Annotated in this window: 18 protein-coding genes and 1 pseudogene; 15 read left to right on the top strand and 4 right to left on the bottom strand. The window is 73.3% G+C overall.

Annotation, left to right across the window (positions count from 1 at the left end):
* The first annotated feature begins 33 nt into the window (after positions 1 to 33).
* Both ACWC9T_RS22535 and thiE read left to right on the top strand, forming a co-directional pair.
* Positions 34 to 399 (top strand): Rv2175c family DNA-binding protein, encoded by a 366-nt coding sequence (locus ACWC9T_RS22535; protein WP_449822837.1) that lies wholly within the window; start codon positions 34 to 36, stop codon positions 397 to 399.
* A complete protein-coding gene (gene thiE / locus ACWC9T_RS22530; protein WP_449822836.1) occupies positions 396 to 1046 on the top strand; it encodes a thiamine phosphate synthase in 651 nt (216 codons plus the stop codon). Before ACWC9T_RS22535 ends, thiE begins: the two co-directional genes overlap by 4 nt.
* Positions 1047 to 1071: 25 nt before the next feature.
* Here the strand turns inward: thiE and ACWC9T_RS22525 are convergent, their stop codons facing one another.
* Positions 1072 to 2178 (bottom strand): polyprenyl synthetase family protein, encoded by a 1107-nt coding sequence (locus ACWC9T_RS22525; RefSeq protein ID WP_449822835.1) that lies wholly within the window; start codon positions 2176 to 2178, stop codon positions 1072 to 1074.
* 174 nt (positions 2179 to 2352) lie between these two features.
* On the opposite strand from ACWC9T_RS22525, the gene metF reads away from it, so the two are divergent.
* From metF to ACWC9T_RS22480, 9 genes are all read left to right on the top strand, one after another.
* Positions 2353 to 3267: a methylenetetrahydrofolate reductase [NAD(P)H] gene (gene metF, locus ACWC9T_RS22520; RefSeq protein WP_449822834.1), complete on the top strand. Its 915-nt coding sequence runs from the start codon at positions 2353 to 2355 to the stop codon at positions 3265 to 3267.
* 187 nt (positions 3268 to 3454) lie between these two features.
* Positions 3455 to 4309 carry a hypothetical protein gene (locus ACWC9T_RS22515; protein WP_449822833.1) on the top strand — a complete coding sequence of 285 codons (855 nt, stop codon included), beginning with the start codon at positions 3455 to 3457 and terminating at the stop codon, positions 4307 to 4309.
* Between the two features lie 114 nt (positions 4310 to 4423).
* Positions 4424 to 4819 (top strand): hypothetical protein, encoded by a 396-nt coding sequence (locus ACWC9T_RS22510; protein WP_449822832.1) that lies wholly within the window; start codon positions 4424 to 4426, stop codon positions 4817 to 4819.
* Between the two features lie 70 nt (positions 4820 to 4889).
* The gene (locus ACWC9T_RS22505) at positions 4890 to 7157 is read left to right on the top strand and encodes a hypothetical protein (RefSeq protein ID WP_449822831.1); all 2268 of its coding nucleotides are present in this window, start codon (positions 4890 to 4892) and stop codon (positions 7155 to 7157) included.
* Between the two features lie 41 nt (positions 7158 to 7198).
* Entirely contained in the window at positions 7199 to 8359 is a 1161-nt protein-coding gene (locus tag ACWC9T_RS22500; RefSeq protein WP_449822830.1) for a hypothetical protein, read from the top strand.
* A gap of 98 nt (positions 8360 to 8457) precedes the next feature.
* A complete protein-coding gene (locus ACWC9T_RS22495) occupies positions 8458 to 9456 on the top strand; it encodes a PP2C family protein-serine/threonine phosphatase (protein ID WP_449822829.1) in 999 nt (332 codons plus the stop codon).
* Positions 9453 to 10592, top strand: coding sequence for a protein kinase domain-containing protein (locus ACWC9T_RS22490; RefSeq protein ID WP_449822828.1), 1140 nt, complete (start codon positions 9453 to 9455; stop codon positions 10590 to 10592). The genes ACWC9T_RS22495 and ACWC9T_RS22490 overlap by 4 nt, the downstream gene beginning before the upstream one ends.
* Positions 10593 to 10651: 59 nt before the next feature.
* Positions 10652 to 11359: a vWA domain-containing protein gene (locus ACWC9T_RS22485; protein ID WP_449822827.1), complete on the top strand. Its 708-nt coding sequence runs from the start codon at positions 10652 to 10654 to the stop codon at positions 11357 to 11359.
* 22 nt (positions 11360 to 11381) lie between these two features.
* A complete protein-coding gene (locus ACWC9T_RS22480; protein ID WP_449822826.1) occupies positions 11382 to 11807 on the top strand; it encodes a hypothetical protein in 426 nt (141 codons plus the stop codon).
* A 359-nt stretch (positions 11808 to 12166) separates the two neighbouring features.
* Here ACWC9T_RS22480 and ACWC9T_RS22475 read toward each other — a convergent pair whose 3' ends face one another.
* Positions 12167 to 12397 (bottom strand): hypothetical protein, encoded by a 231-nt coding sequence (locus ACWC9T_RS22475; protein WP_449822825.1) that lies wholly within the window; start codon positions 12395 to 12397, stop codon positions 12167 to 12169.
* A gap of 148 nt (positions 12398 to 12545) precedes the next feature.
* On the opposite strand from ACWC9T_RS22475, the gene ACWC9T_RS22470 reads away from it, so the two are divergent.
* The gene (locus ACWC9T_RS22470) at positions 12546 to 12896 is read left to right on the top strand and encodes a hypothetical protein (RefSeq protein ID WP_449822824.1); all 351 of its coding nucleotides are present in this window, start codon (positions 12546 to 12548) and stop codon (positions 12894 to 12896) included.
* 207 nt (positions 12897 to 13103) lie between these two features.
* On the opposite strand, the gene ACWC9T_RS22465 is transcribed toward ACWC9T_RS22470, so the two are convergent.
* Positions 13104 to 14597 carry a phytoene desaturase family protein gene (locus tag ACWC9T_RS22465; RefSeq protein WP_449822823.1) on the bottom strand — a complete coding sequence of 498 codons (1494 nt, stop codon included), beginning with the start codon at positions 14595 to 14597 and terminating at the stop codon, positions 13104 to 13106.
* A gap of 11 nt (positions 14598 to 14608) precedes the next feature.
* Positions 14609 to 15223, bottom strand: a complete 615-nt coding sequence (locus ACWC9T_RS22460) for a DUF4126 domain-containing protein (protein WP_449822822.1) — start codon at positions 15221 to 15223, stop codon at positions 14609 to 14611.
* A gap of 192 nt (positions 15224 to 15415) precedes the next feature.
* Here ACWC9T_RS22460 and eccCb point away from each other — a divergent pair.
* The 3 genes and pseudogenes from eccCb to ACWC9T_RS22445 form a co-directional block, all read left to right on the top strand.
* Positions 15416 to 17041 (top strand): annotated as a pseudogene (gene eccCb, locus ACWC9T_RS22455) (type VII secretion protein EccCb); the annotation flags it as partial.
* Between the two features lie 385 nt (positions 17042 to 17426).
* On the top strand, positions 17427 to 20411 hold the full coding sequence (locus ACWC9T_RS22450) for a hypothetical protein (protein ID WP_449822821.1): 2985 nt from the start codon (positions 17427 to 17429) through the stop codon (positions 20409 to 20411).
* Positions 20412 to 20458: 47 nt separating this feature from the next.
* On the top strand, positions 20459 to 21334 hold the full coding sequence (locus tag ACWC9T_RS22445) for a chitosanase (protein ID WP_449822820.1): 876 nt from the start codon (positions 20459 to 20461) through the stop codon (positions 21332 to 21334).
* Positions 21335 to 21436: the final 102 nt, after the last annotated feature.

Here is a 21436-nt window from a genome sequence, read left to right as displayed (position 1 = left end):
CGTGGCGGGGGGCTGAGGTGGCAGTCTGGTGCCGTGAGTGAGATCGAAGCCAAGACTGAAGCCCTGGTCCCCGAGTGGCTGTACCTCCCCGACATCTCCGAGCGGTGGGGTGTGGTGGTCACCGAGGTCCGCAACATGGTCAAGCACGGTGACCTGATCGCGGTCCGCCGCGGTCCCAACAAGTCGCTGCAGGTCCCGGCGGCCTTCATCGACGAGACCGGCCCGGTGAAGCACCTCATCGGCCTGCTGACCGTGCTGCGGGACAGCGGGTTCTCCGACGAGGAGATCATCGAGTGGATGTTCACCGAGGACCCGACGCTGCCCGGTACCCCGGTGCAGGCGCTGCGGGAGAACCGTGCGACCGAGGTCAAGCGCCGCGCCCAGGCCATGGCGCTGTGACGACCGACCTGCGCTCCCGCCTGGCCGACGCCCGGCTCTACCTGTGCACCGACGCCCGCCGTGAGCAGGGCGACCTCGCCGAGTTCCTGGACGAGGCGCTGGCCGGCGGGGTGGACGTCGTCCAGCTCCGCGACAAGGGCCTGGAGGCCAAGCAGGAGCTGGAGGCCCTGGAGGTCTTCGCCGACGCCTGCCGTCGCCACGGCAGGCTGCTGGCCGTCAACGACCGCGCCGACGTCGCCCACGCGGCCCGGCCGGACGTGCTGCACCTCGGCCAGGACGACCTGCCGGTGCCGGCCGCCCGGGCGATCCTCGGTGAGGACGTGCTGATCGGACGGTCCTGCCACGCCGAGTCCGAGGTGGACGCGGCGATCGCCGAGCCGGGCGTGGACTACTTCTGCACCGGCCCGGTCTGGCCGACCCCGACCAAGCCGGGCCGCCCGGCGCCGGGCCTCGGCCTGGTCTCGTACACGGCGAAGCAGCCCACCGACCGGCCGTGGTTCGCCATCGGCGGGATCGACCTGGGCAACCTGGACGAGGTGCTGGCCGTCGGGGCCCGCCGGATCGTCGTGGTTCGGGCCATCACCGCGGCGGAGGACCCGCGGGCGGCCGCCGCCGAGCTGTCCCGTCGGGTGCGCGCGGCGCGTTGACCCGTTCCGGGGCCGCCGCCGTCACTCAGTACTTGCGGACGGTAGCGGCCTCGGCCAGCGCCAGCAGCACCGCACGGGCCCGCTCGTCGGCGAGCGGCGCCGTCTCCAGCGCGGCCAGCGACTGCCGCATCAGCTCCTCGATCCGGCGCTCCACCAGCTCGGGCGCGCCGCTGCGGGCGACCAGCTCGCGCAGCTCGGCGACCTCCTCGGCGGCCAGGTCCGGCGCGCCGAGCCGGGCGTCCAGGTGCTGGGCGTCGGCGGCCGGCAGGGCGCGCATCGCGTGCGCGACCAGCAGGGTGCGCTTGCCCTCGCGCAGGTCGTCCCCGGCCGGCTTGCCGGTGACGGCCGGGTCCCCGAAGACGCCGAGCAGGTCGTCCCGCAGCTGGAAGGCCTCGCCCAGCGGCAGCCCGAACGCCCCGAGGGCCTCGACCAGCTCCGGCCCGGCCCCGGCGAGCAGCGCGCCGACCTGCAGCGGCCGCTCGATCGTGTACTTCGCCGACTTGTAGTGCAGGACGGTCTGCGCCCGGTCCAGCGCCCCCTCGTCGGTGGAGTCGCCGGCCACCGGCTCCAGCACGTCCAGGTACTGGCCGACCATGACCTCGGTGCGCATCAGGTCGAACACCGGCTTGGCGGCCAGCACGGCGGCCGGGTCCAGGCCCGAGCGCAGGAACAGCTCGTCGCACCAGATCAGCAGCAGGTCGCCGAGCAGCACCGCGGCCGAGGCGCCGTACTGCTCGCGGTCGCCGCGCCAGCCGCTGTCCCGGTGCAGGGCCTCGAAGCGGCGGTGGACCGAGGGTAGGCCGCGGCGGGTGTCGCTGCGGTCCATCAGGTCGTCGTGCACCAGCGCGCTGGCCTGCAGCAGCTCCAGCGCGGCCGCCGCGTTGGCGATGCCCTCGCTCGCGGCCGGGCCGCCGGCGCCGCGCCAGCCCCAGTAGCAGAAGGCCGGGCGCAGCCGCTTGCCGCCGTCCAGCAGGAAGTCGCGCAGCGCGTCGGAGGCGGGCACCAGCTGCGGCGAGATCTTGCCGAGCAACACGGACTGGCCGTCCATGAACGCGGCGAGGGCGGCGTTGACGCGCGCGCGGACGTCCTCCACGTCAATGGGGTTGGCCGGCCGGTTGCTGGACGAGGTCACGATGCTGCTCCGCTGGTTCGCTGGGGTGCAGCAAGCGTAGCGGGGGAGCCGGGAACGGGCGTGCGAGCAGGCCCGCGGGGATGCCCGGGGCACAAGCGAAACAAGGTCCACCACTTGTCCCAAATCGTGGGATCGAGTTGTCCGGCCCCTTCGAAGGCCCGATAGCCTGCCAGCATGGCACTCGGCATCGCTTCCACGAGACCGGACCGCGCACAGACGGTACGCGAGCTCCTGGCGGCCGGAAAGCGCTCCTTCTCCTTCGAGTTCATGCCGCCGCGCAGTGAGGTCGGCGAGCAGAAGCTCTGGGACGCCATCCGTCGGCTCGAACCGCTGGACCCCAGCTTCGTCTGCATGACGTACGGCGCCGGCGGCTCCTCGCGCGAGCGCACCGTCAACATGGTCGGCCGGATCGCCACCGAGACCACGCTCACCCCGGTCGCCCACCTGACCGCGGTGGACCACTCGGTCGCCGAACTGCGCAACATCATCGGCCAGTACGCGGACCAGGGGGTGCGCAACGTCCTCGCGGTCCGGGGCGACCCGCCCGGCGACCCGATGGGCGAGTGGGTCAGCCATGCGGAGGGCGTCACCTACGCGTACGAGCTGGTGGAGCTGATCAAGGGCATCGGCGACTTCTGCGTCGGCGTCGCGGCCTCGCCGAACATGCACCCGCGCTCGGACAACTGGGACGACGACATCCGGCACTTCGTCGCGAAGGTCCGATCCGGCGCGGACTACGCGATCACCCAGATGTTCTTCGAGGTGGACGACTACCTGCAGTTCCGCGACCGGGTCACCGCCGCGGGCTGCGAGACGCCGATCATCCCGGAGATCATGCCGGTGACCAACGCCAAGCAGCTGGAGCGCTTCCCGCAGCTCAGCGGCTCGGCCTTCCCGGCGGAGCTGGAGGCCCGGCTGCGGGCGGCCATCGACGACCCGGCGGCGCTGCGGGCGATCGGCATGGAGCACGCCACCGCGATGGCCGAGCGCCTGCTCGCCGAGGGCGCGCCCGGCCTGCACTTCATCACGCTCAACCACTCCACGGCGACGCTGGAGATCTACCAGAACCTGGGGCTGCACCAGCGCTAGGAGCCGGTCGGGCGCGTTCTTGGGCGAGCGTTCAGGAGCCCGTCACCGCATCGACGGTGGCGGGCTCGGTCGTGTGCGGCCGGTGCCGTCGGCGGCGGGAACGCGATGCGGCACCCCGGCCGTTGAGCGGGTACAGTCGCCGCACACGCGCGGCGCGCGCGGGCACGCGACTGGAGGTAGCGCGCGGATGGGCATCGGATTCCTGCTGCTGTACGTCGCGTTGGCGGTGGTGGCGCTCTGGCTGATCGCCGAGGTGCTGCTACAGAACCGGGCGCCGCTGCACTGGCGGGTGCTCGCCCTGGTCGGCTTCCTCGGCGTAGCCGCCGGGATGGCCCTCGGCTCGGTCGTGGTGATCGGCGCCGGAGCCGGACTGTTCGCGGTGGGCCAGGCCTTCGTCACCCTCTCGGTCAAGCGCGGCCACCAGAACGGCTGGTCCCTGCGGAAGGCCGACGGCGGCCTGCCCGGCCCGCTCGCCAAGGTGCCGCTGCTCGGCGCCCTGACCGGCGGCGCGGCCACGGTCGCGGCCGTCGTGGCGACCGAGGAGCGGGTCGGCGAGGTCAGCGCGGTCGAGGAGACCCCGGTCCCGGAACCGGTCACCGAGGAGGTCCCGGAGGTCGAGCAGACCGCCGCGTTCGAGATGCAGGAGCTGGCCCAGGACGGCGTCTACGCCCCCGCGTACTACGAGCAGCAGCAGGCCGAGCCGCAGCAGGACCCGTACGCCGCGGCCTACCAGTCCGGCTACGACCAGCAGCAGTGGCAGACCCAGCAGCAGCCCGCCTACGCCTACGACCAGCAGGGCTACGGCGGCTACCAGCAGGCGCCGGACCCGTACGGCGGCTACCAGCAGGCGCCGGACCCGTACGCGGGCTACCAGCAGCAACAGCACCAGCAGCAGGCCTGGGACCCGAACGCCCAGCAGCAGCACGAGCAGCAGTGGCAGCCCCACCCCGAGCAGCAGGGCCAGGGCATCCCCCAGCAGCCGGCGTACGACCAGAGCGGCTACGTCTACCAGCAGCAGAACACCTGGCCGTCACACGGGTGAGTGGAATTTCCGCGAACCGGCCCCAAGGCCGTACCTGACCGATACTCTGTGCGCGTATCTGCGCCGGAGGCTGATCGCAGCCAGGGAAACGGCGCCTATCCTCGGGGGCGACGCATGGATCCGATCAGCACTGCGGCACTGGCAGGTGCCACGCTCGCCGCGACCGCGGCACTCCAATCCGTGGGCGAGGAGGCCGGCCGCTCCTCGTGGACGGCGACGTCCCGTCTCATGGAGCGCATCCGGAACCGGTTCTCGGGCAACCGCGAGGCCGAGGGGGCGCTGGCCCGGGCGTGTGGCAGCCCCGACGACGAGGCCGCAGTGGGTGAGCTGCAGCGCGTGCTGCACGAGTACATGCTCCGGGACTCCGAGTTCTCGCAGGAGATCCGTCGGCTGGTCGACGAATCGGTCCGGTCGGCCGGCGGAGTGGGCGGGGTCAACGCGGCGGTCATCAAGAACGTTCAGGTGAACCAGGGGGCGGTCAAGGTCGCGGGTGACCTCAACTTCTCCTGACCGCTGCTCCTGCTGACCGCTGCCGAGGCGGCCCCAGGGCGGCATGAGGCTTGTGTGAAAGATCCAGACGTTGAGTGACGAAGCGACGGCGTCCCATGCCGAGCGCGGCACCGCCGGTCCGGCCGTGGCGGACCGTTCCGAACCGGCGGCCGACGCGGCCGCCGAGAAGCATCCGGCCCCCGCGAAGGCGGCCGAGGAGGGCGAGGGGCCGCTGAACGAGGCGGCCGCCCTGGTGGCGCTCAGCAAGGGCGCCGACGACCCGCAGGAGTGGGCGGACAGCGGGAGGGCTGCGCAGATCGCAGACCTGATCGCTCACCGTCTGCGGGACGCCCCCTCCGGGCTGAGCATCGGCACGCTCGCCATGTTCCACGACACCGTGAGCTTCGGAGGCGGTTTCAACGCCCACGGCCGCACCTCCGGGCACGCCGGTGTGCCGACCTCCTCGAGCGGTTCTCTGGTGCGGGTCGAGCCGGACGAACAGAACGGCCATCTCGCCTGCTACGTCTCGCCGCGTGGCTACAAGTCCGCGCTGGAGCTGCTGCAGGAGTGCCATCTGATCGTGCTGGCCCAGCCCCCGGGGACCGGCCGGGCCGCGGCCGCGGTCAACCTGCTGGTGGATGCGCTGATCGACGCGGGGGCGGCGGACGGCGGCAGTTGCTACCGGTCGACCGACCCGTCCGCCGTGTTGAGCGGCACCTGGGCGCCGCCGTACGAGAACGCGGGCTACCTGGTGGAGCTGGACGATCGCTCGGCCCGGGGCAGCGCGGTCTACGACGCCGTTGACTCCGGATGGCTGACCGCCGCCGCCTCGACGCTCAAGACCGGGAACAGCTTCATGGTCGTGATCACCGGCCCGCCCCGCGGGGTGCTCGCCTGGGCCGCGGACCGCACCCCGTACGTGTTCTCGGACCTCGGCACGGTCGACGCCACCGAGGTGCTGGAACGCCATGCGCTGGGGTCGGGACCGGACGAGGCGGAGCTGAGGGAGCTCCGGGAACGGCTGGCGAGGTCGGGCGCCGCGGAAGCGCTGCGCGAGCAGCCGGAACCCGCGATCGCCGTGGACCTGGCCAGGACGGTTCGAGCAAGACGTGATCTGGCGGAGCGCGTCGCACTGCTGCGTGACCCGAGCGAACTGGTCCGGCAGTGGTTCAGTCGCCACGAGGACCTTGAGTCGCTGTGCTTCGCGGTCGCCGCCGCCGTACTGGAGGGGGCCAGCTATCTGACCGTGTCCGACGCCGCGATCCAGCTGCACACGGCCCTGGTCCGGGACCCGTACACGCTGACCGGCCTGCGCTACCGGGACCGCCTGGGACATGACCAGCCGTGGATCTCGGTGAGCGGCTCCGCGGAGGGCAGGGCAACGCGGGCGTTCGGACCGCCGACGGTCAGTTTTCGAAGCCCGCTGGTCCGGCAGGCCGTCCTGGCCTACGCGTGGTCGTACCTGGACGGGATGCGGAACGAGTTGCTGGCGTGGCTGCGCCGACTGCTGGTCCACAGCGATGTCGAGGTCCGGGCACGGGCTGCCGTCGCCGCGGGCGTGATGGCCTGGAGCGATCACGAGCACGCTCTGCACAGGTATCTCTCGTCCTGGTCCGGCAGCACGGTGTGGCCGGTGCGGCAGGCCGCCGCCACGGCGCTCGGCGTCATCGGCGGGCAGCCCGAGCTGAGCGAGGCGGTCTGGGCGAGGCTCGACAGATGGGCCGTCGAGGGGACGTCGGCGGCCGCTCGGCGTCAGGCGAAGACCGCCGCCACCGCGGTCGGTGGCCTGCTCGGCCGTGACGACCCGGACCGCGCGCTGGCAGTCCTGCGCACCGCGCTGGCTTGGAAGGACGACTGGAGCAACCTGGTCCCCGTGGCGTGGAGCATCGTCCGGCTGAACGACCAGGGCCGTGCCGACTCGGTGTTGGCGGCACTGCTGGAGTGGTCGAAGGCACAGGACCTCTCGCCGATAGTCGCCAAGTCGCTGTCGGTGTTCCTGTTCAGCGCCGAGCGGACCCACCCGGCCACGGCCGGCGACCCGGACCGCCCGTCGGCGCTGTGGAGCGGGGCCGGCGAACTCAGTGCCCCGCTCGAGGAGTTGTGGGCGAGGGCGCTGGCCCGCAAGCCGATCCAGGAGCAGGCCCTGGCCACCCTTCGTACGTGGCTGACGGACTACGCCGAGCAGGATCCGAGGCGACTGTCGGTGGTGCGGGAGATGCTGATCGGCATAGCCCGTCGGCCGGGGAAGCACCGTGAACGCCTCGTGTACTGGCTGGGTGTCTGGTCGGCGGACCGCGAACGCCCGTGTCGGGCGGCCGCGTCACTGCGCGAGGCAGTCGTCGCGGCGACCTCGCGGTGACCGAGCCGTCCTTTTCAAGAGCGTTGTCGAAGGAGCCCTCGATGGACAGTTCGACGTACGACCCGGTGCTGGCGGAGGAGCGGCTCGCCTGGCTGAGGCTGCTGAACCCGCTTCGGCCGCCGGCCCCCGGCCGGGCCCTCGTCCTGGTGCCGAACGACGGTCCGGCACTCACCGTCCGTCCGGGCGAGGAGATCTCCGACGCATGGGTCGGCCGCTACCAGACCGCGTACACCGTGGACACCACGGAGCACCGACTCGTCCTCCACATTCCGCTGCTCAGCCGGGATCCCACGTTCGCCTTCCGGAGCGAGGTAGCGCTGGTCTGCGCGGTGGTCGACCCGGCGGAGGTGGTGGCCCGGGGGATCCGGGACATGACCAACGCCCTGTTCGACCACATGCGGCGCATGCTGCGTGCGGTCTCCAGGGACTACGACATCGCGGAGTTCCACGAGGCGGAGTCGGCGCTCAACCGGAGGGTCCGAGACTTCACCGGGGACAGCGCCGTCCGGCTGCGGAACGTTCACGTCGAACTGCTGGTCGACGAGGAGGAGGTGGCGACCAGTGGTCGGACGTACCGGGACGTGGAGCGCGAGACCCGGCTGGCCGGCATGCGCCGGCAGCGGCACCTGGACATGCTGCGGGCCGACGGCTTCGAGGGCCTGATCGCGGAGATCATGGAACGGGAAGGGCCGCGGGCGGCGCAGGAACTCATCGCGAAGGCGGAGGCCGAGGAGCGTGAGGAACTGATGCGCACCTTCAAGCTCGTCATGGAACGCGGTGACGCGGACCGGGAGCCCTTCGAAGTCGCCAACACCGAGCGGATGGTGCTGGGCCGGCTGCTGGGCGGGAGTGAGGCTCCGTTCGGCGGCACCCGGGCCAGCCGGGTCCGCGGTAGCGGAGTCGCGGACCGGGCGGTCGAGGACCGGCCGAGCGGATGGGCCGAGGTCAGGCCGGCCACGGTCCTGCCCGGGGAGGTCGTCCCGCCGTCGATCGGCGGCCCTCCGGAGGACGAGCCGTTGGCCGGCAAGGTGCCGTTCGAGGCGCCGACCGGTGCGGACGACGGGTACGACGCAGGGCGGCCGGGCCCCGGCCCGCGGCCGGACCGCCGGAGCGGTTCGTCCGAGGGCGAGACCGAGCCGCCCAGGGCGAGTCGTGTCCGGGGCGTCCAGCGGATCCGCCCGGTTGACGGAGGCGGCCGGTGACCGCACCACCGCAGGGCGTACCGCCGGTCCCGTCCGTGCCTCCGGTCCCGTCGGCGTCGCCCGGTCCGGCGGTGCCTGCGGAGGAGTCGACGACGGCGGTGACGCATGCCGTCGGGCATGCCGCGCACCCCGGGTTCGGCGCGCTCAGCGTGTGGACCGAACGCACGGCGGGGGCCGGTGAGGACGCGGATCCGCTGGTCCTGCACCACGTTGCGAGCCGCACGGGCCTGGTGGCGGTCTTCGACGGCGCGGGAGGCGCCGGGTCGGCCTCGAGCTGGACCAACGGCCGGGGCCTCGCCCGCAGCGGGGCGTGGACCGGATCCAGGGTGGCCCGACTGGCCGTGGAACTGTGGTTCCGCGACTGCGTCGAACACCGGCGGGCTCCGGAGGTTCGCGCACTCGAACACCGGCTGCGGGAAGCCCTCGACGCGGCTCGCCCTGAGGTCCGCAGCAAGGTGGTCGGCACCATGCGCCGGCAGCTCCCCACCACGATGGCGTCGATCTGGTACCGCATCGAGGGCGCGTGCGTGACGGTGAACAGCCTGTGGGCCGGTGACTCTCGCGCGTACGTCCTGACGCCGGGCGAGGGACTCCAGACGCTCACCCGTGACCACACCGACGAAACCGATGCGCTGGTGCAGCTCACGCAGGACCCGCCGATGACCAACATGGTCTGCGCCGACCGCCCGTTCACGGTCGAGTCGCACGGCGTCGACCTGATCGTGCCGGGCGTACTGCTCTGCGCGACCGACGGCTTCTTCGGGTACCTGTGGACGCCGGGAGACTTCGAACACGTGCTGCTGGAGTCCTTGCAGAGATCCTCGGACGAGGCCGACTGGGCGGACCGGCTGAGCCGGAAGGTCCAGAAGTACACGGCTGACGACGCGTCACTCGCCCTGGTGGCGATCGGATTCTGCGACTTCCGCGAACTCCGCGATGCGTTCACGGACCGGTACCGCAGGAGCTGTGAGCGATACCGAGGAAGCCCGGACGGCTCCGACGAGGACGCCCTGCGGCACTGGCGTGAGCAGGACTGGCTCGCGTACCGAACCGAGTACGAACGGTGCATGCCCGTGGTGCGGGAGGCTGGCGCATGAAGCTGGGCGAGGAGATCAACGGCTACCGGATCACCACCACGCCGACCAACAACAACGGTGGGAAGTGCGTCTGGGCGTTCGCCGAGAAGGACGGACGCCCGTACTTCATCAAGCAGTTCCTGGAGCCGAAACGCCCGAGGCCGGACTCGCCGGGCAGCGAGCGCAGCAAGCGCATCCGGCAGGAGGTGTGCCGGGAGTTCGAGGACCGTCACCGCGGCGTGATGTCACGGCTCACGCCCGACATGCGCGGTGGCGGGAACCTCGTGCTGGCCGAGGACTTCTTCGCCGACGGCAGTACCTACTACAAGGTCACCGCGCGGATCGACACCTCCACCCTGGAACGGCCCCAGGTGCTGGAGCCCCGGCAGAAGTCGGTACTGCTGCGGACGCTCGCCGTGAGCCTCCAACTCCTGCACGGCATCGGCATCGTGCACGGCGACCTGAAACCCGCCAACGTGTTGGTGCAGGAGAACCTGGGCAACTCCCTCCACATCGCGAAGCTGATCGACTTCGACGACTCGTACCTCTCGGGCAGTCCTCCCGGCCCGCACGACATCGCCGGAGACTCCCTGTACGGGGCTCCCGAGTGGCGCCGCTACGTGCAGGAGGACCCGACGGTCGACGCCCGCATGCTCACCACCGCGGCGGACATGTTCGCCCTCGGGCTCATGGCGCACTACTACCTGACCGGCTCGCTGCCGAGGTACGACGCCCGGTACGGCTCCCCGGCGGACGCGGTCAACGCGGGGGAGGAGCTCCGGCTCGATCCGAGGCTCTCCCCCACTGTGAGGGGCCTCGTCACGGCTCTGACCGGGCGGGCCCCGGAGAGCCGCCCGAGGATCGCGGCCTTCCTCGCGGCACTCAAGGATCCCGAGGCCTGTGCCCTGCGGCACGTCCGGCCGGGCACCACGGGTCCGTCCGTCGGCGCCCCGGCCTCCGCTGTTCCCGGCCCGGCCTCGCCGGAGGGCACCGAGGCCAGGGTGAGCAGGCTGCGAACGAACTTCGGCGGAGGCGCTCGCAGTCGTCCGGCCACCGGGCCGGTGAGCACACCGCCCACCCCGTCCGACACCTCGACGACGGAGCCGACACCCAGGGTGTCGAGAGTCCGGATCAACCTCGGCGACCGCCGCACGTAGCCGCCGATCGTCCGTCGTCGGTACCGATCGGTCCCTCATCATTCGACAGGAGAACCTCCTTGAGCTCCGCCCAGACGCCCTACCAGGGCAACCTGCAGTACGCCGTCGACATCGTGCTGTGCATCGACGCCACGGCCAGCATGGGCCCGGTCCTCGAATCCGTGAAGGCCAGCGCACTCTCCTTCCACCAGCGGTTGGAATCCGTCATGGCGGCGAAGGGCAAGTCGATCAGCCAGCTGAGGATCAAGACCATCGCCTTCCGGGACTTCGGCGACCGGGCCGACGACGCCCTCGAAGAGACGGACTTCATCCGCCTCCCGGATCGGGCCGATGAATTCGAGGGTTTCCTGAAGGGGCTGGAGGCCGCCGGCGGCGGTGACATCCCGGAGTCCGCGCTGGAGGCGCTCGCGCTCGCAGTGGGTGCCCCCTGGGAGACCGGGCTGGACCGGCGCCGACACGTGATCGTGATGTTCACCGATGCTCCGGCCCACCCGTTGGGCAGCTCCCACACGACGGTGCCCGGGTACCCCCAGTCGATTCCGCGCAGCATGGACGAGCTCTTCGAGCAGTGGGGGTACGCCCGGAGCCAGGAGGCGGTCATGGAGCAGTCGGCGAAGCGCCTCGTGCTCTTCGCCCCCGATCAGCAGCCGTGGACGGGCGTCGCCGAGGACTGGGACCTCACACTGCACTTCCCCTCGAAGGCGGGCGACGGCCTCCAGGAATTCGAGATGGACGAGATCATCGACACGATCGCCAACAGCCTCTGACCACGAGGTGGAATCCCTACCGATGAGGCGTCTGCGATGCGTCGGGGCCGAGGTCGTTCACCGGGACGGCTGGCTGACCCTGATCTGGGACGACGGCGGGCGACTGCACGCGCCGCTCGACTCGTGCGTCCAGCTGGACATCCAGCAGATCGAGGACGGCCCGTGCACCCAGATCGTGCTGTCCTTCACACCGCTGACGGAACGCGGGACACGCGGAGCGGGCCGGATCAACGTCCGGCTCGAGGTGACCGCTGAACACGCCGTGGACGCCCATGGGTTCATTCGGCTCATCAGCCGGCGGACAACGGCGGAGGAACAGGCGGCTGCCGGACCCCCGACCGGTCCACGCCGAAGCGGCGAGGACGACTGGATCAGCTTCCCGCCCTCCGACGAGGCCAGGGAACTGTACGACCAGGTACTGCAGCGGACCGGTGGCCGACTGCTGTGACGGAGAGTTCTGGAAGGAGCGCACCACGTGGCGGGTTCCACCTGGCGTTGCACGTCCTGTGACACGTTCAACGCCGCGAGCCGCCGCGTCTGCATGGTGTGCGAGGAGAAGCGACCGTCGGCGCCGAAGGGGCCGCAGCCGCCCAAGGAGGGCTGGAAGTGTACGGAGTGCGAGGTGCAGAACGGTCCGGCTGATCGGAACTGCCTCGCCTGTGACACTCCCTGGCGGCCCCAGGCGCCGCGTCGACCTGAGCGGCCGGGCCCGGCCGGTTCCGCCGCGCCGAAACCGGTGGCCGGGCCGCGTCCGCGGGCCGGCACGACCGGCCGCACGGCGAGGCCGGAACCGCCGACGAAGAGCACCTACCGGCCGCGGACCCCCGGCAGCGGCGAGGCGCGGGGGACCGCGACGGAGCCGCCGCACCGGACCTCGACGGTGACCACCTCGACGGAAGGCCTGTTCTTCCCGAGGGCCGAGTCCGGCGGGCGGCCGGGCAGCGCCTCTTCCTCCTCAGCCCCCGCCCCGGCGGCATCGCCACCGCCGACGTGGACCCCGCCCCCGTGGACGGCGCCGCCGCCGGCTCCGCCGCGCACGGCTCGGCGGCCCGCGCCCACCCGGGCCCGGGGCGGTGGCTGCCTGCGGGCGGGGCTGGCCCTGCTGGCGGTGCTGCTCTTCGGCCCGAGCCTGCTCCGCAGCTGCGCGGAAGCATTCGATGACGGGAGTCGGAACGGTCCCTCCACCGTGCCGACCACGAGCGACCAGGCCTCGGATTCCCCGGCGGCGGCGAGCTGTCCGTCGCGGATCGCGGAGGAACTCCCCGAGGGCGGCAAGGCGGCCCTGGTGGTGGCGTACCGGACGAAGGACAAGCAGATCACCCTCTGCCGGACGGCCGCGGGAAAGCTGTACTACTACGGCGAGTTCATCGGCCGCCCCGACACCGGGGTCGCCATGCCCGCCAGCCAGACGCCCGACGGGTTCGTCGCCCACAACGGCGAGTACACGTACGAGATCAGCGGAAGCACGGTGACGGTCACCCTGAACGGCCGTCAACTGGGGCGGGAGAACCTCTCGGGAGTCGGCTCACCCAGCTGAGTGGCGGCCTGCCGGGCTCGGGCGTGTCTGACGGTTCCCGCCGGGCGCGGAACGCCGGGGGCACGCACCTCGCCGCGTTGTCGTCGGTCGCTGATGGCCCCGGCTTCCGGCCAGGAGGTGCCCGCACCGCATGGACGCCCTCCTCCCCCTCGCGATGCACGCACCCCAACGCCGCGTGCTGATCCGACGCGAATCGTCGGGCAGGCCTCAGGCGGGGCCGATGAGGCCGGCCGCGATGCAGGCCGACATGCCGACCCGGGAGAGTCCGCCGCCGGGGTGGGCGTTGCCGCCGATCAGGTGGAGCCCGGGGACGGGGGACTCGTTGGCGGCCTTCAGCCACCAGCCCGAGGATCCGGCCAGGACCGGCCGGGCGACCGCGCCGCCGAGCGCTCCGGTCTCCCGGCGGGTGTCCTCCGGGGTGCGCACGACCCGCCACAGCACCCGCTCGCGCAGGCCGAGGCCGGCCGCGTCGACGTGGGCGAGCAGCCGGTCGGCGTAGTGGTCGGCGATGCCGGGGGCGGTCCAGTCGAAGTCGCCCTGGGCCGGGACGGTGGCGGTCAGCACCACGCTCTCGTGGGCGTCGTCGGGGCGCAGCGCCGGGTCGTCGGGGCGCAGCACCTGGACGGTGGGGCGCCCGCAGGGCGGCGCCGAGAGGGTCAGGGCGTCCGCCTCGGCGGCCGGGTCCGCCGCGTGCACCACCGTCCGGTGCGCGGTGCCCTCCGGGCGCGGCCCGCGCAGGGCCAGCAGCACGCTGAACCGGCCGGGTACCTCCCGGGGCTCCCAGTTCTCGGCCGGCCTCCCCGGCCACATGGCGAGACGGTTGCGGTAGAGGGCGTTGGCGTCCATCGCCGAGATCACCAGGTCCGCATCGATCCGGCCGTCCGTGGTCTCGACCCCGCTCGCCCGGCCGTCCTCGACCACCACCCGGGTGACCGGGGTGTCGAAGCGGAACTCCACCCTGCGCAGCTCACAGCGCCGGTACACGGCCTCCGCGAGGGCCCGCAGGCCGCCCCGGACGTACCAGACGCCGAAGGACTGCTCCATGTACGGCAGCACGGTGGCCCCGGCCGGGGCCTGCCCCGGGGTGAAGCCGTGGCGCACCGCGGACTCGGACAGCAGGGCGGTCAGGCCGGGGTGGCCGCCGAGCTCGCGCCGCGCCACGTCCGCCAGGGTCCACGGGCGCGGGCGGCGCAGCCGGGCCAGGCCGGTGGGGGCCGGGACGGGGTACGGGTCAGTGCCCAGGAAGCCCCGGTCGGCCGGGAGCGGCTCCTCCAGCAGCGGGCGGCGGGTGGCCTCCCAGACCGTGCGGCCGTGGTTCATCACCTCACTCCAGCGGGCGCCGGAGCCCGCGCCGAAGGCGGCGTCGAGGGCCTGGCTGACACCGCCGCGCGAGGCGTTCGGCAGGGTGACGGCGGTGCCGTCGGGGAACAGGTGCCGGCTCTCGGGGTCCACCGGGGCCAGCTCGACCAGCTGCTCCAGCGGCTCCTTGCCGGTCTTCAGCGCGAGGTCGCGGTAGACGGCGGGCAGCGGGAGCAGGCCCGGACCGGTGTCGAAGGCGAAACCCTCGCGCTCGTACCGGCCGACCATGCCGCCGTACGTGCCACCCGCCTCGCAGACCGTCACCCGGTGGCCGAGGGTCGCCAGCCGGGAGGCCGCCGCGAGCCCGCTCATTCCTGCGCCGATGATGACGATCTTTGCCATGGCACCCGATCCTAGGGCTGCGCGAACGCATCCTGCGCGGCCGCCCGGGCGGCCCTGCGTTCGCGGCGGCGGGCCCGGAAGGCGCGGATCCTGCTGATCGTCAGCCAGACCAGCAGCAGGCCGACGGCCAGGAGCACGGCGGCGATCGAGGCGGCCAGCCAGGGGTGGAAGATCGCCAGGGTGACCAGGCCGGCCACCGAGAGGTCCTCCAGCAGGCTGACCACGATGTTGCTGGCCGGTTCGGGCGAGGTGTTGACGGCCATCCGCAGCGAGGCCTTCACCAGGTGGCTGACCAGCGCCGTGGTGCCGCCCATCGCGCCGGCCACGACCTCGCTGAGCGAGCCCGGGTCGTTGCTCGCGATCAGCACGCCCACGACGGCGCCGGCGATCGGCCGGATCACCGTGTGCACGGCGTCCCAGACGGTGTCCACGTACGGGATCTTGTCGGCCACCGCCTCCAGCAGGAACAGCACCGCCGCCGCGATCAGCACATCGGTGCGCTCCAGCGCGTGCGGCACCGACTCCGCGCCGGCGAAGCGGCCCAGCAGCCCGAGCAGCAGCACCACCGCGTACGCGTTGATGCCGCTCGCCAGACCGCTGGTGAAGATCAGCGGCAGGATCGTCATGCGCTTCCCCCTCCTCGCAATCCCGGGATTCGAGAAACCCCGGCCGGGCAGCTCCGGCACGGCGTACCGTACCGGGACCCGGGACGTCGCGGGCCACCGCCGCGGTTCCGGACCCGGCGGAGGCCGGTGGACTGAGTACGGATACTCAGATCCACGGTTGAGTACCTCAGCGGATGGCCTCCGACCTGCCGGCCCGAGCACGGCCTGACCACCGAGGGGTGGCCGCAGCGCGGCGGGCTGTCGGTGCCGATCGGCGTCGTCGACCGGCCGTTCCAGCAGATGCGCGACCTGCTCACCGCCGACCTGTCCGGCGCGGGCGGCCACGTCGGCATCGCCGGCGGCCCGCAGAGCGGCAAGAGCAACCTGCTGCGCGCCCTGATCACCGGCCTGGCGCTCACCCACTCACCGCGCGAAGTGCAGTTCTACTGCCTGGACTTCGGCGGCGGAGGCCTCTCGGCGCTGCGCGGGCTGCCGCACGTCGGCGGGGTCACCGGGCGGCACGACCCCGAGCGCGTCGGCCGCACGATCGCCGAGATCAACGCCATCATCGCGCGCCGCGAGCAGAGTTTCGCCCGGCTGGGCATCGACTCCGCCGCGTCCTTCCGACGGCGCCGGGCGGCCGGCGACCCGGAGCTGGCCGACGACCCGCACGGCGACGTCTTCCTCGTCGTGGACGGCTGGAACACCCTGCGCCAGGAGTTCGGCGAACTGGTCCAGGTACTCGGCCTGATCGCCGGCCGCGGCCTCAACTACGGCGTCCACCTGGTCATCACCGCGACCCGCTGGGCCGAAATCACCAGCGCGCTGCGCGACCAGCTCGGCACCAAGTTCGAGCTCCGGCTGGGCGACTCGGTCGATTCCATGATCAACATGCGGGCCGCCGCCACCGTCCCCAAGGTGCCCGGCCGCGGCCTGACCGACGAACAACTGCACTTCCTCACCGCCCTCCCGCGCATCGACGGCACCGGCGACCCGGACGACCTCGCGGACGGCGTCGCCGACCTGGTCGAGGCCGTCAACGACCACTGGACCGGTCCCCGCGCGCCACAGGTCCGGATGCTGCCGCTGCTGCTGGAGGCGGCCGCACTCCCGGCGCCCGAGGGCCGGCTGCGGATCGCCCTCGGCCTGGAGGACCGGGAGATCTCCCCGCTCTGGCACGACTTCGAGGAGTCGCCGCACCTGATGGTGATGGGCGACAGCGAGACCGGCAGGACCAACCTGCTGCGCCACCTGGTCAACGGCATCACCGCGGCCTACAGCCCAGCCGAGGCCAGGATCATGCTGATCGACTTCCGGCGCGGCCTGTTCGACCTCGTCCCGGAGGAGTACCGGCTGGGCTACGCGGTCGCCGTGGACGTGCTCAAGCAGATCGTCCAGGGCGCGGCACGGGCCATGGAGGGCCGGGTGCCGGGCGAGCACATCAGCCCGGCCCGGCTGAAGCTGCGCGACTGGTGGACCGGCGCGGAGCTGTTCATCCTCGTCGACGACTACGACCTGATCTCGGCACCGCTCACCGGCCACCCCTTCGCCCCGCTGCTCGACCACCTCGCCCAGGGCACCGAACTCGGCCTGCACCTGATCGTCGCCCGCAGCGCCAACGGCGCCGGGCGGGCCATGAGCGACCCGCTGCTGCGCCGGCTGCAGGAGGTCAACACCCCGGTGGTGCTGCTCTCCTGCCCGCCGAGCGAGGGCGTGCTGTTCGGCAACGTGAAGCCCCGCCAACTGCCGCCGGGCCGGGCGCTGCACATCACCCGCCGGCGCACCGTACAGCTCCAGACGGCGCTGGTGCCCGAGCCGGAGGAGGCGGAGGGGCCCTGAGGACGGGTGGGGCGCGGGCCCAGTGGAGCGCAGGAGGGGCGGGGCGCAGGACCGGTGAACCGCGGGCCGCACCGGCGCCGTATAGGTGGCCGGGACGCCGCTCGTGCGGGTCCCGACGATCGAGCAAGGAGGCGTACGCCCATGGCTGAAGTGGAGCCTCGCCCGTCATCCGCCGGAGCCCTCGTGCCCAGCCCGGGAGCCGCGATGAGCGAGCGCAGCGAGCTCACCATCAAGAGGTGCGCGTTGCGCGAAGCGCCTGCCGAGCGGTGGGGGTACCCCCGGCCGGAGGCTGGGGGAGAGGTGGGCGCATGAGCGAGCGCAGCGAGCGAATCATCAAGAGGTGCGCGTTGCGCGAAGCGCCTGCCGAGCGCAGCGAGGTGGGCGCATGAGCGCGGCGCATTCCGGGGCGGCGGCCGAACCGGCCCTGCGCCGCCGGCTCGGCCGCCGGAACACACCGCCCGCAACGCCGCCCGCCCCCGCGCGCCGCACGCCGTCCCGCTCCGTCCTGCGGCCGTTCGGCCCGCACTACGTCATCGCCCCGCGCGAGGTGAGCGACGCCGAACTGTCCGCCGCCATGGGCAGCCTGCGGCCGGTGCCGAACGCCCTCGTCGTCGTGGCCGCGGCAGCCGACGCCGCCCCGGTCCTGCGCGAGCAGATGGCCGAACTCGGCCTGATCGCCTGGACCCGCGGCGCGTCCAGCCTGATCTTGGCGGCCTCCGGCCTCGCCGCGCTCGGCCCCGGCGGCCGGCGGCCCGCCGAGGTGGTGGCCGACAAGGCCGGCATCCCGGTGGTCGCCCCGGACGGCCTGGTCTCCATCCAGCCCGACGGCACCCTCAAGGTGACCGCGCCCGAGAGCTCCCCCGAGCCCGCGACCTGGTGGAACTGCCCTCCCGGGGGCCGCCCCCACCGACTGCGCGAGACCGTCGAGGCCACCACCGCGCTCCCGGCCGGGCAGCCGCAGCCGGAAGCCGGGCCCTGGCCGGCACCGGCCGGCCCCGCGCGCACCGCCACCGAGGGCCGGTCCTGGCCGTCGCCCGCCGTCCCCTCCCGGACCGTCGCCGCGCCCGGACCGACCGCGCTGCCCGCCTCCGTCGCCGTCCACCGGCTGGCCACCGGCTTCTGGCTCAACCACGTCACGGCCCGCCCCGAACCTGCGATGCCGTTCCTGCGACAGCTCGCCACACCGCCCGGCACGACGCCGCTGCTGGTCGGCACCCCTGCCCAACCCGTGCTCGCCCCCGAGGAGTTCGCCGACGCCGCGCTCTCCCTGCCGACCGGCTCGGACCAACTCGTGGTCAGCGCGCCCTGGGCCGACCCGGGCGCGCTCGCCGTCCTCTCCGGCACACTCGCCGAGCGGCTCGGCCGGCCGGTGCACGCCTCGGTCGGCCTCCCCGTCGCCCACGAGGGCGTCTACACCGCGCGGATGCTCGACCACCGCGGCGCCACCACCTGGGAGCCGTACCTGATCCGGCTGACCTCCACGGGCCGCCACGACACCGTCGGCGCCGCCTGGCGCAACGGCGGCGCCGCCTGGCGGACGGTGGGCCCAGGGCTGTTCGACGCCTTCCCGTTCTGGTGCCTGGAAGCCGTCCCGGCCGGTCTCTGGCTGCGCCCCGAGCCGCCGTACGCGTGGGCACCGCGACTGCTGCGCCCCGACCCGGCCCGCCCGCTGCTCGTGGTGGGCGAGCGGGCCCGGCTGATCACCCACGACGTGTGGGAGCAACTGTCGGCCCTGCTCGACCAGTTGCCGACCCCGGGCGTCCGGGGGTTCGGGCTGCTGCTGCACGGCCTGGTCGACTCGGCTTCGGAGAGCAGCGCGCGCTTCTTCGCCCGGATGCACGGGCTGGTGTGGCTCAACCCTCCCGCCCACGCGAAGGGCGGTCAGCCGGGCGGGATCGCCGGCCCGGCCCTGGCCTTTCCGACCACCTACGCGGTGGGCGGCGGCTTCGGCGCGCCGTCGGTGCCGGAGCGGTTCACCTTGGCGGCGGGTGGGGGCGCGGGTTTCGCGACGGGGCCGGTGCGGCCCGCCGGTGCGGGTCTGCCCTCGGCTGCCGACCCGGGCGTCGCCGCGTCCGCCGACCCGGGCCTGCTCCCGCCGGCGGCTCCGCCGGCCGGGCTCGCCACCTGCAGTGGCGGGGCCCCGGTGAGCGCGCCCGCCACTGCCGAACCGGCCACCACTGCGGGGCCGTTCGCCGCCGAGGCGACGGCGACGACCGCCTCCGCTTCGGCCGGGACTCCCGTCGTCGGGCGCTCGTCCGAGCGGCCCACCTCCTCCGTGGAGCCGACTCGCGGGCCCGCTCCCGAGCCGGCCGCCGAACCGGCCCCACCGGTGGTCGTCGAACCGGCCGTCCCGGCAACGGAGTCGGCCCCGGCCCCCGGGCAGCCCGTCGAGACCGAGTCGTCCGAGGAGGCTCCGGCGCCCGTCGACGCCGAGGCGTCCGAGGAAGCCGAGCAGCCCGAGCAGGCCGCCGAAGCCACCGAGGCGCCTGCTCCCGCCGAGCCCGCCCCGTCGCTCGCCCTCACCGCGCGCTACTTCGGCGCGGCGGACGCCCTGCCACTCGCCCCGGTGAGCAGCGCCGCCGACCGGGACGCCTTCCGCGCCCTCCTCGGCGAGCATTACCAGCGCGGCGCCGGGCGCGTCGAACCCGCCGTTACCCGGCTCCCGGGCCTGCGGTCGACCGGCAGGGACGACTTCAAACCCGACCTGGTCGCCGTCCTGCTGCACCACGAGGGCGCGGACGTGCCCGCCGGGCGGACCGCGGTGATCGCCGAGGCACGCGGCGGCGCCCCCGGCCCGCTCGCCCCGTACTTCGCCTGCCTGGCGTCCGGTCTGCGCCGGCTGCCGAGCCATCACGGCGCGGTCCTGCTAGGCACGGACCTCCCGCCGGAGGTGCTGGAGGCGTACCCGCCCGGCCTGGCCCTCGTCGAACCGGCGCCGGTCACCGGCCTGTCCTCGCCCGCGGCCGACCTCGGCACCGAGGTCGAGTTCGTCGTCTGGTCCACGACGGGGCGCCGGACCGCCGTGTTCGGCGTCGACGGCGAAGTGCCGCAGGTCACCTTCGGCCCGGGCACCGGCTTCGTCGTGGTCGAGACCGTCCCCGGCGACGGCGCGGCCCGGCCCGCCCGGGTGCTGTTGCGCGAGACCGGCGGCACGGCCGCGACCGCGCCGGACGCCGAACGGGACCGCAGCGCCCTGGACCGGCTGCGGGCGTGGCTGGAGCGCCGCGACAAGGTCGCCCCGGCCGACCGCCGGACGGTCGCCCGCCCGGAGCGCTTCCGGCTGACCCCTGGCGCGGCCCTTCCCGAACCCCGTCCCGAACCGCTTTCCGTCCGCGCCGATCCCGACCCGGAGCCAGCTGCCGAGGCCTGACCGGACGACGGACGTCCCCTCCCCTCCCATTCGACCCCGGAGCACGCATGCCGCCCGCCCACGCCCGCAAGTCCCGGCCGAAGGCCCTGCACGTCGCCATGGCCGCCGTGCTGATCACCGCCGTCACCGCGACCGTGGCCAGCGCCCGCCCGCACCGCACCACCCAGCCCCAGCCCGCCGCGACCGGCTCCACGGCCGGTCCGGGCGCGGCCGCCGGCCTGAACGACCCCCATCTGAAGGACATCGCCCAGCAGCTGGTCTCCAGCGCCGAGAACTCCTCGCTGAACTGGAAGGCCCAGTTCGCGTACATCGAGGACATCAAGGACGGCCGCGGCTACACCGGCGGCATCATCGGCTTCTGCTCGGGCACCGGCGACATGCTCGACCTCGTGCAGCACTACGAGCAGCTCAAGCCGGGCAACGCCCTCAGCAAGTACCTCCCGGCGCTCCACAAGGTGAACGGCTCCGCCTCGCACTCCGGCCTCGACCCCGACTTCGCCGGGGACTGGAAGAAGGCGGCCCAGGACCCGGCGTTCCAGCAGGCCCAGCAGGATGAGCGGGACCGCGTCTACTTCAACCCCGCCGTCATGCAGGCGCAGACCGACGGCCTGCGCGCCCTGGGCCAGTTCATCTACTACGACACCATCGTCATGCACGGCCCCGGCGACGAGCCGGTCAGCTTCGGCGGGATCCGCGCGGCCGCTATGCGCAAGGCCAAGACACCCGCCCAGGGCGGCGACGAGAAGACCTATCTCGCGGCCTTCCTCGACGCCCGCCGGGCCGCGATGAAGACCGAGGCCGCCCACGAGGAGACCGACCGCGTGGACACCGAGCAACTGGTCTTCCTGCGCGCGGGCAACCTTGACCTCAACACCCCGCTGGTGTGGAAGGTCTACGGCGAGTCGTACCACATCGACCACTGACGGCGCACCACGCGCAGAGGGGCGGCCGTCACCCTGACCAAGGTGCGCCAACAGGGCTGGGCGCAGAGTCTGGGGGCGGGCGAGCTGGGCTTCGGCGCGGCC

Source organism: Kitasatospora sp. NPDC001159, from assembly GCF_053598235.1.
The sequence above is the reverse complement of the archived record's forward strand: the minus strand, read 5'-3'. Positions and strand labels throughout refer to the sequence as shown.

What these genes read in the sequence shown, in the direction of transcription:
- metF (WP_449822834.1), top strand. Translation starts at nt 2,353, where the DNA reads ATGGCACTCGGCATCGCTTCCACGAGACCGGACCGCGCACAGACGGTA.
- ACWC9T_RS22515 (WP_449822833.1), top strand. Translation starts at nt 3,455, where the DNA reads ATGGGCATCGGATTCCTGCTGCTGTACGTCGCGTTGGCGGTGGTGGCG.
- ACWC9T_RS22510 (WP_449822832.1), top strand. Translation starts at nt 4,424, where the DNA reads ATGGATCCGATCAGCACTGCGGCACTGGCAGGTGCCACGCTCGCCGCG.
- ACWC9T_RS22500 (WP_449822830.1), top strand. Translation starts at nt 7,199, where the DNA reads ATGGACAGTTCGACGTACGACCCGGTGCTGGCGGAGGAGCGGCTCGCC.
- ACWC9T_RS22490 (WP_449822828.1), top strand. Translation starts at nt 9,453, where the DNA reads ATGAAGCTGGGCGAGGAGATCAACGGCTACCGGATCACCACCACGCCG.
- ACWC9T_RS22480 (WP_449822826.1), top strand. Translation starts at nt 11,382, where the DNA reads ATGAGGCGTCTGCGATGCGTCGGGGCCGAGGTCGTTCACCGGGACGGC.
- ACWC9T_RS22465 (WP_449822823.1), bottom strand. Translation starts at nt 14,597, where the DNA reads ATGGCAAAGATCGTCATCATCGGCGCAGGAATGAGCGGGCTCGCGGCG.
- ACWC9T_RS22460 (WP_449822822.1), bottom strand. Translation starts at nt 15,223, where the DNA reads ATGACGATCCTGCCGCTGATCTTCACCAGCGGTCTGGCGAGCGGCATC.
- ACWC9T_RS22450 (WP_449822821.1), top strand. Translation starts at nt 17,427, where the DNA reads ATGAGCGCGGCGCATTCCGGGGCGGCGGCCGAACCGGCCCTGCGCCGC.
- ACWC9T_RS22445 (WP_449822820.1), top strand. Translation starts at nt 20,459, where the DNA reads ATGCCGCCCGCCCACGCCCGCAAGTCCCGGCCGAAGGCCCTGCACGTC.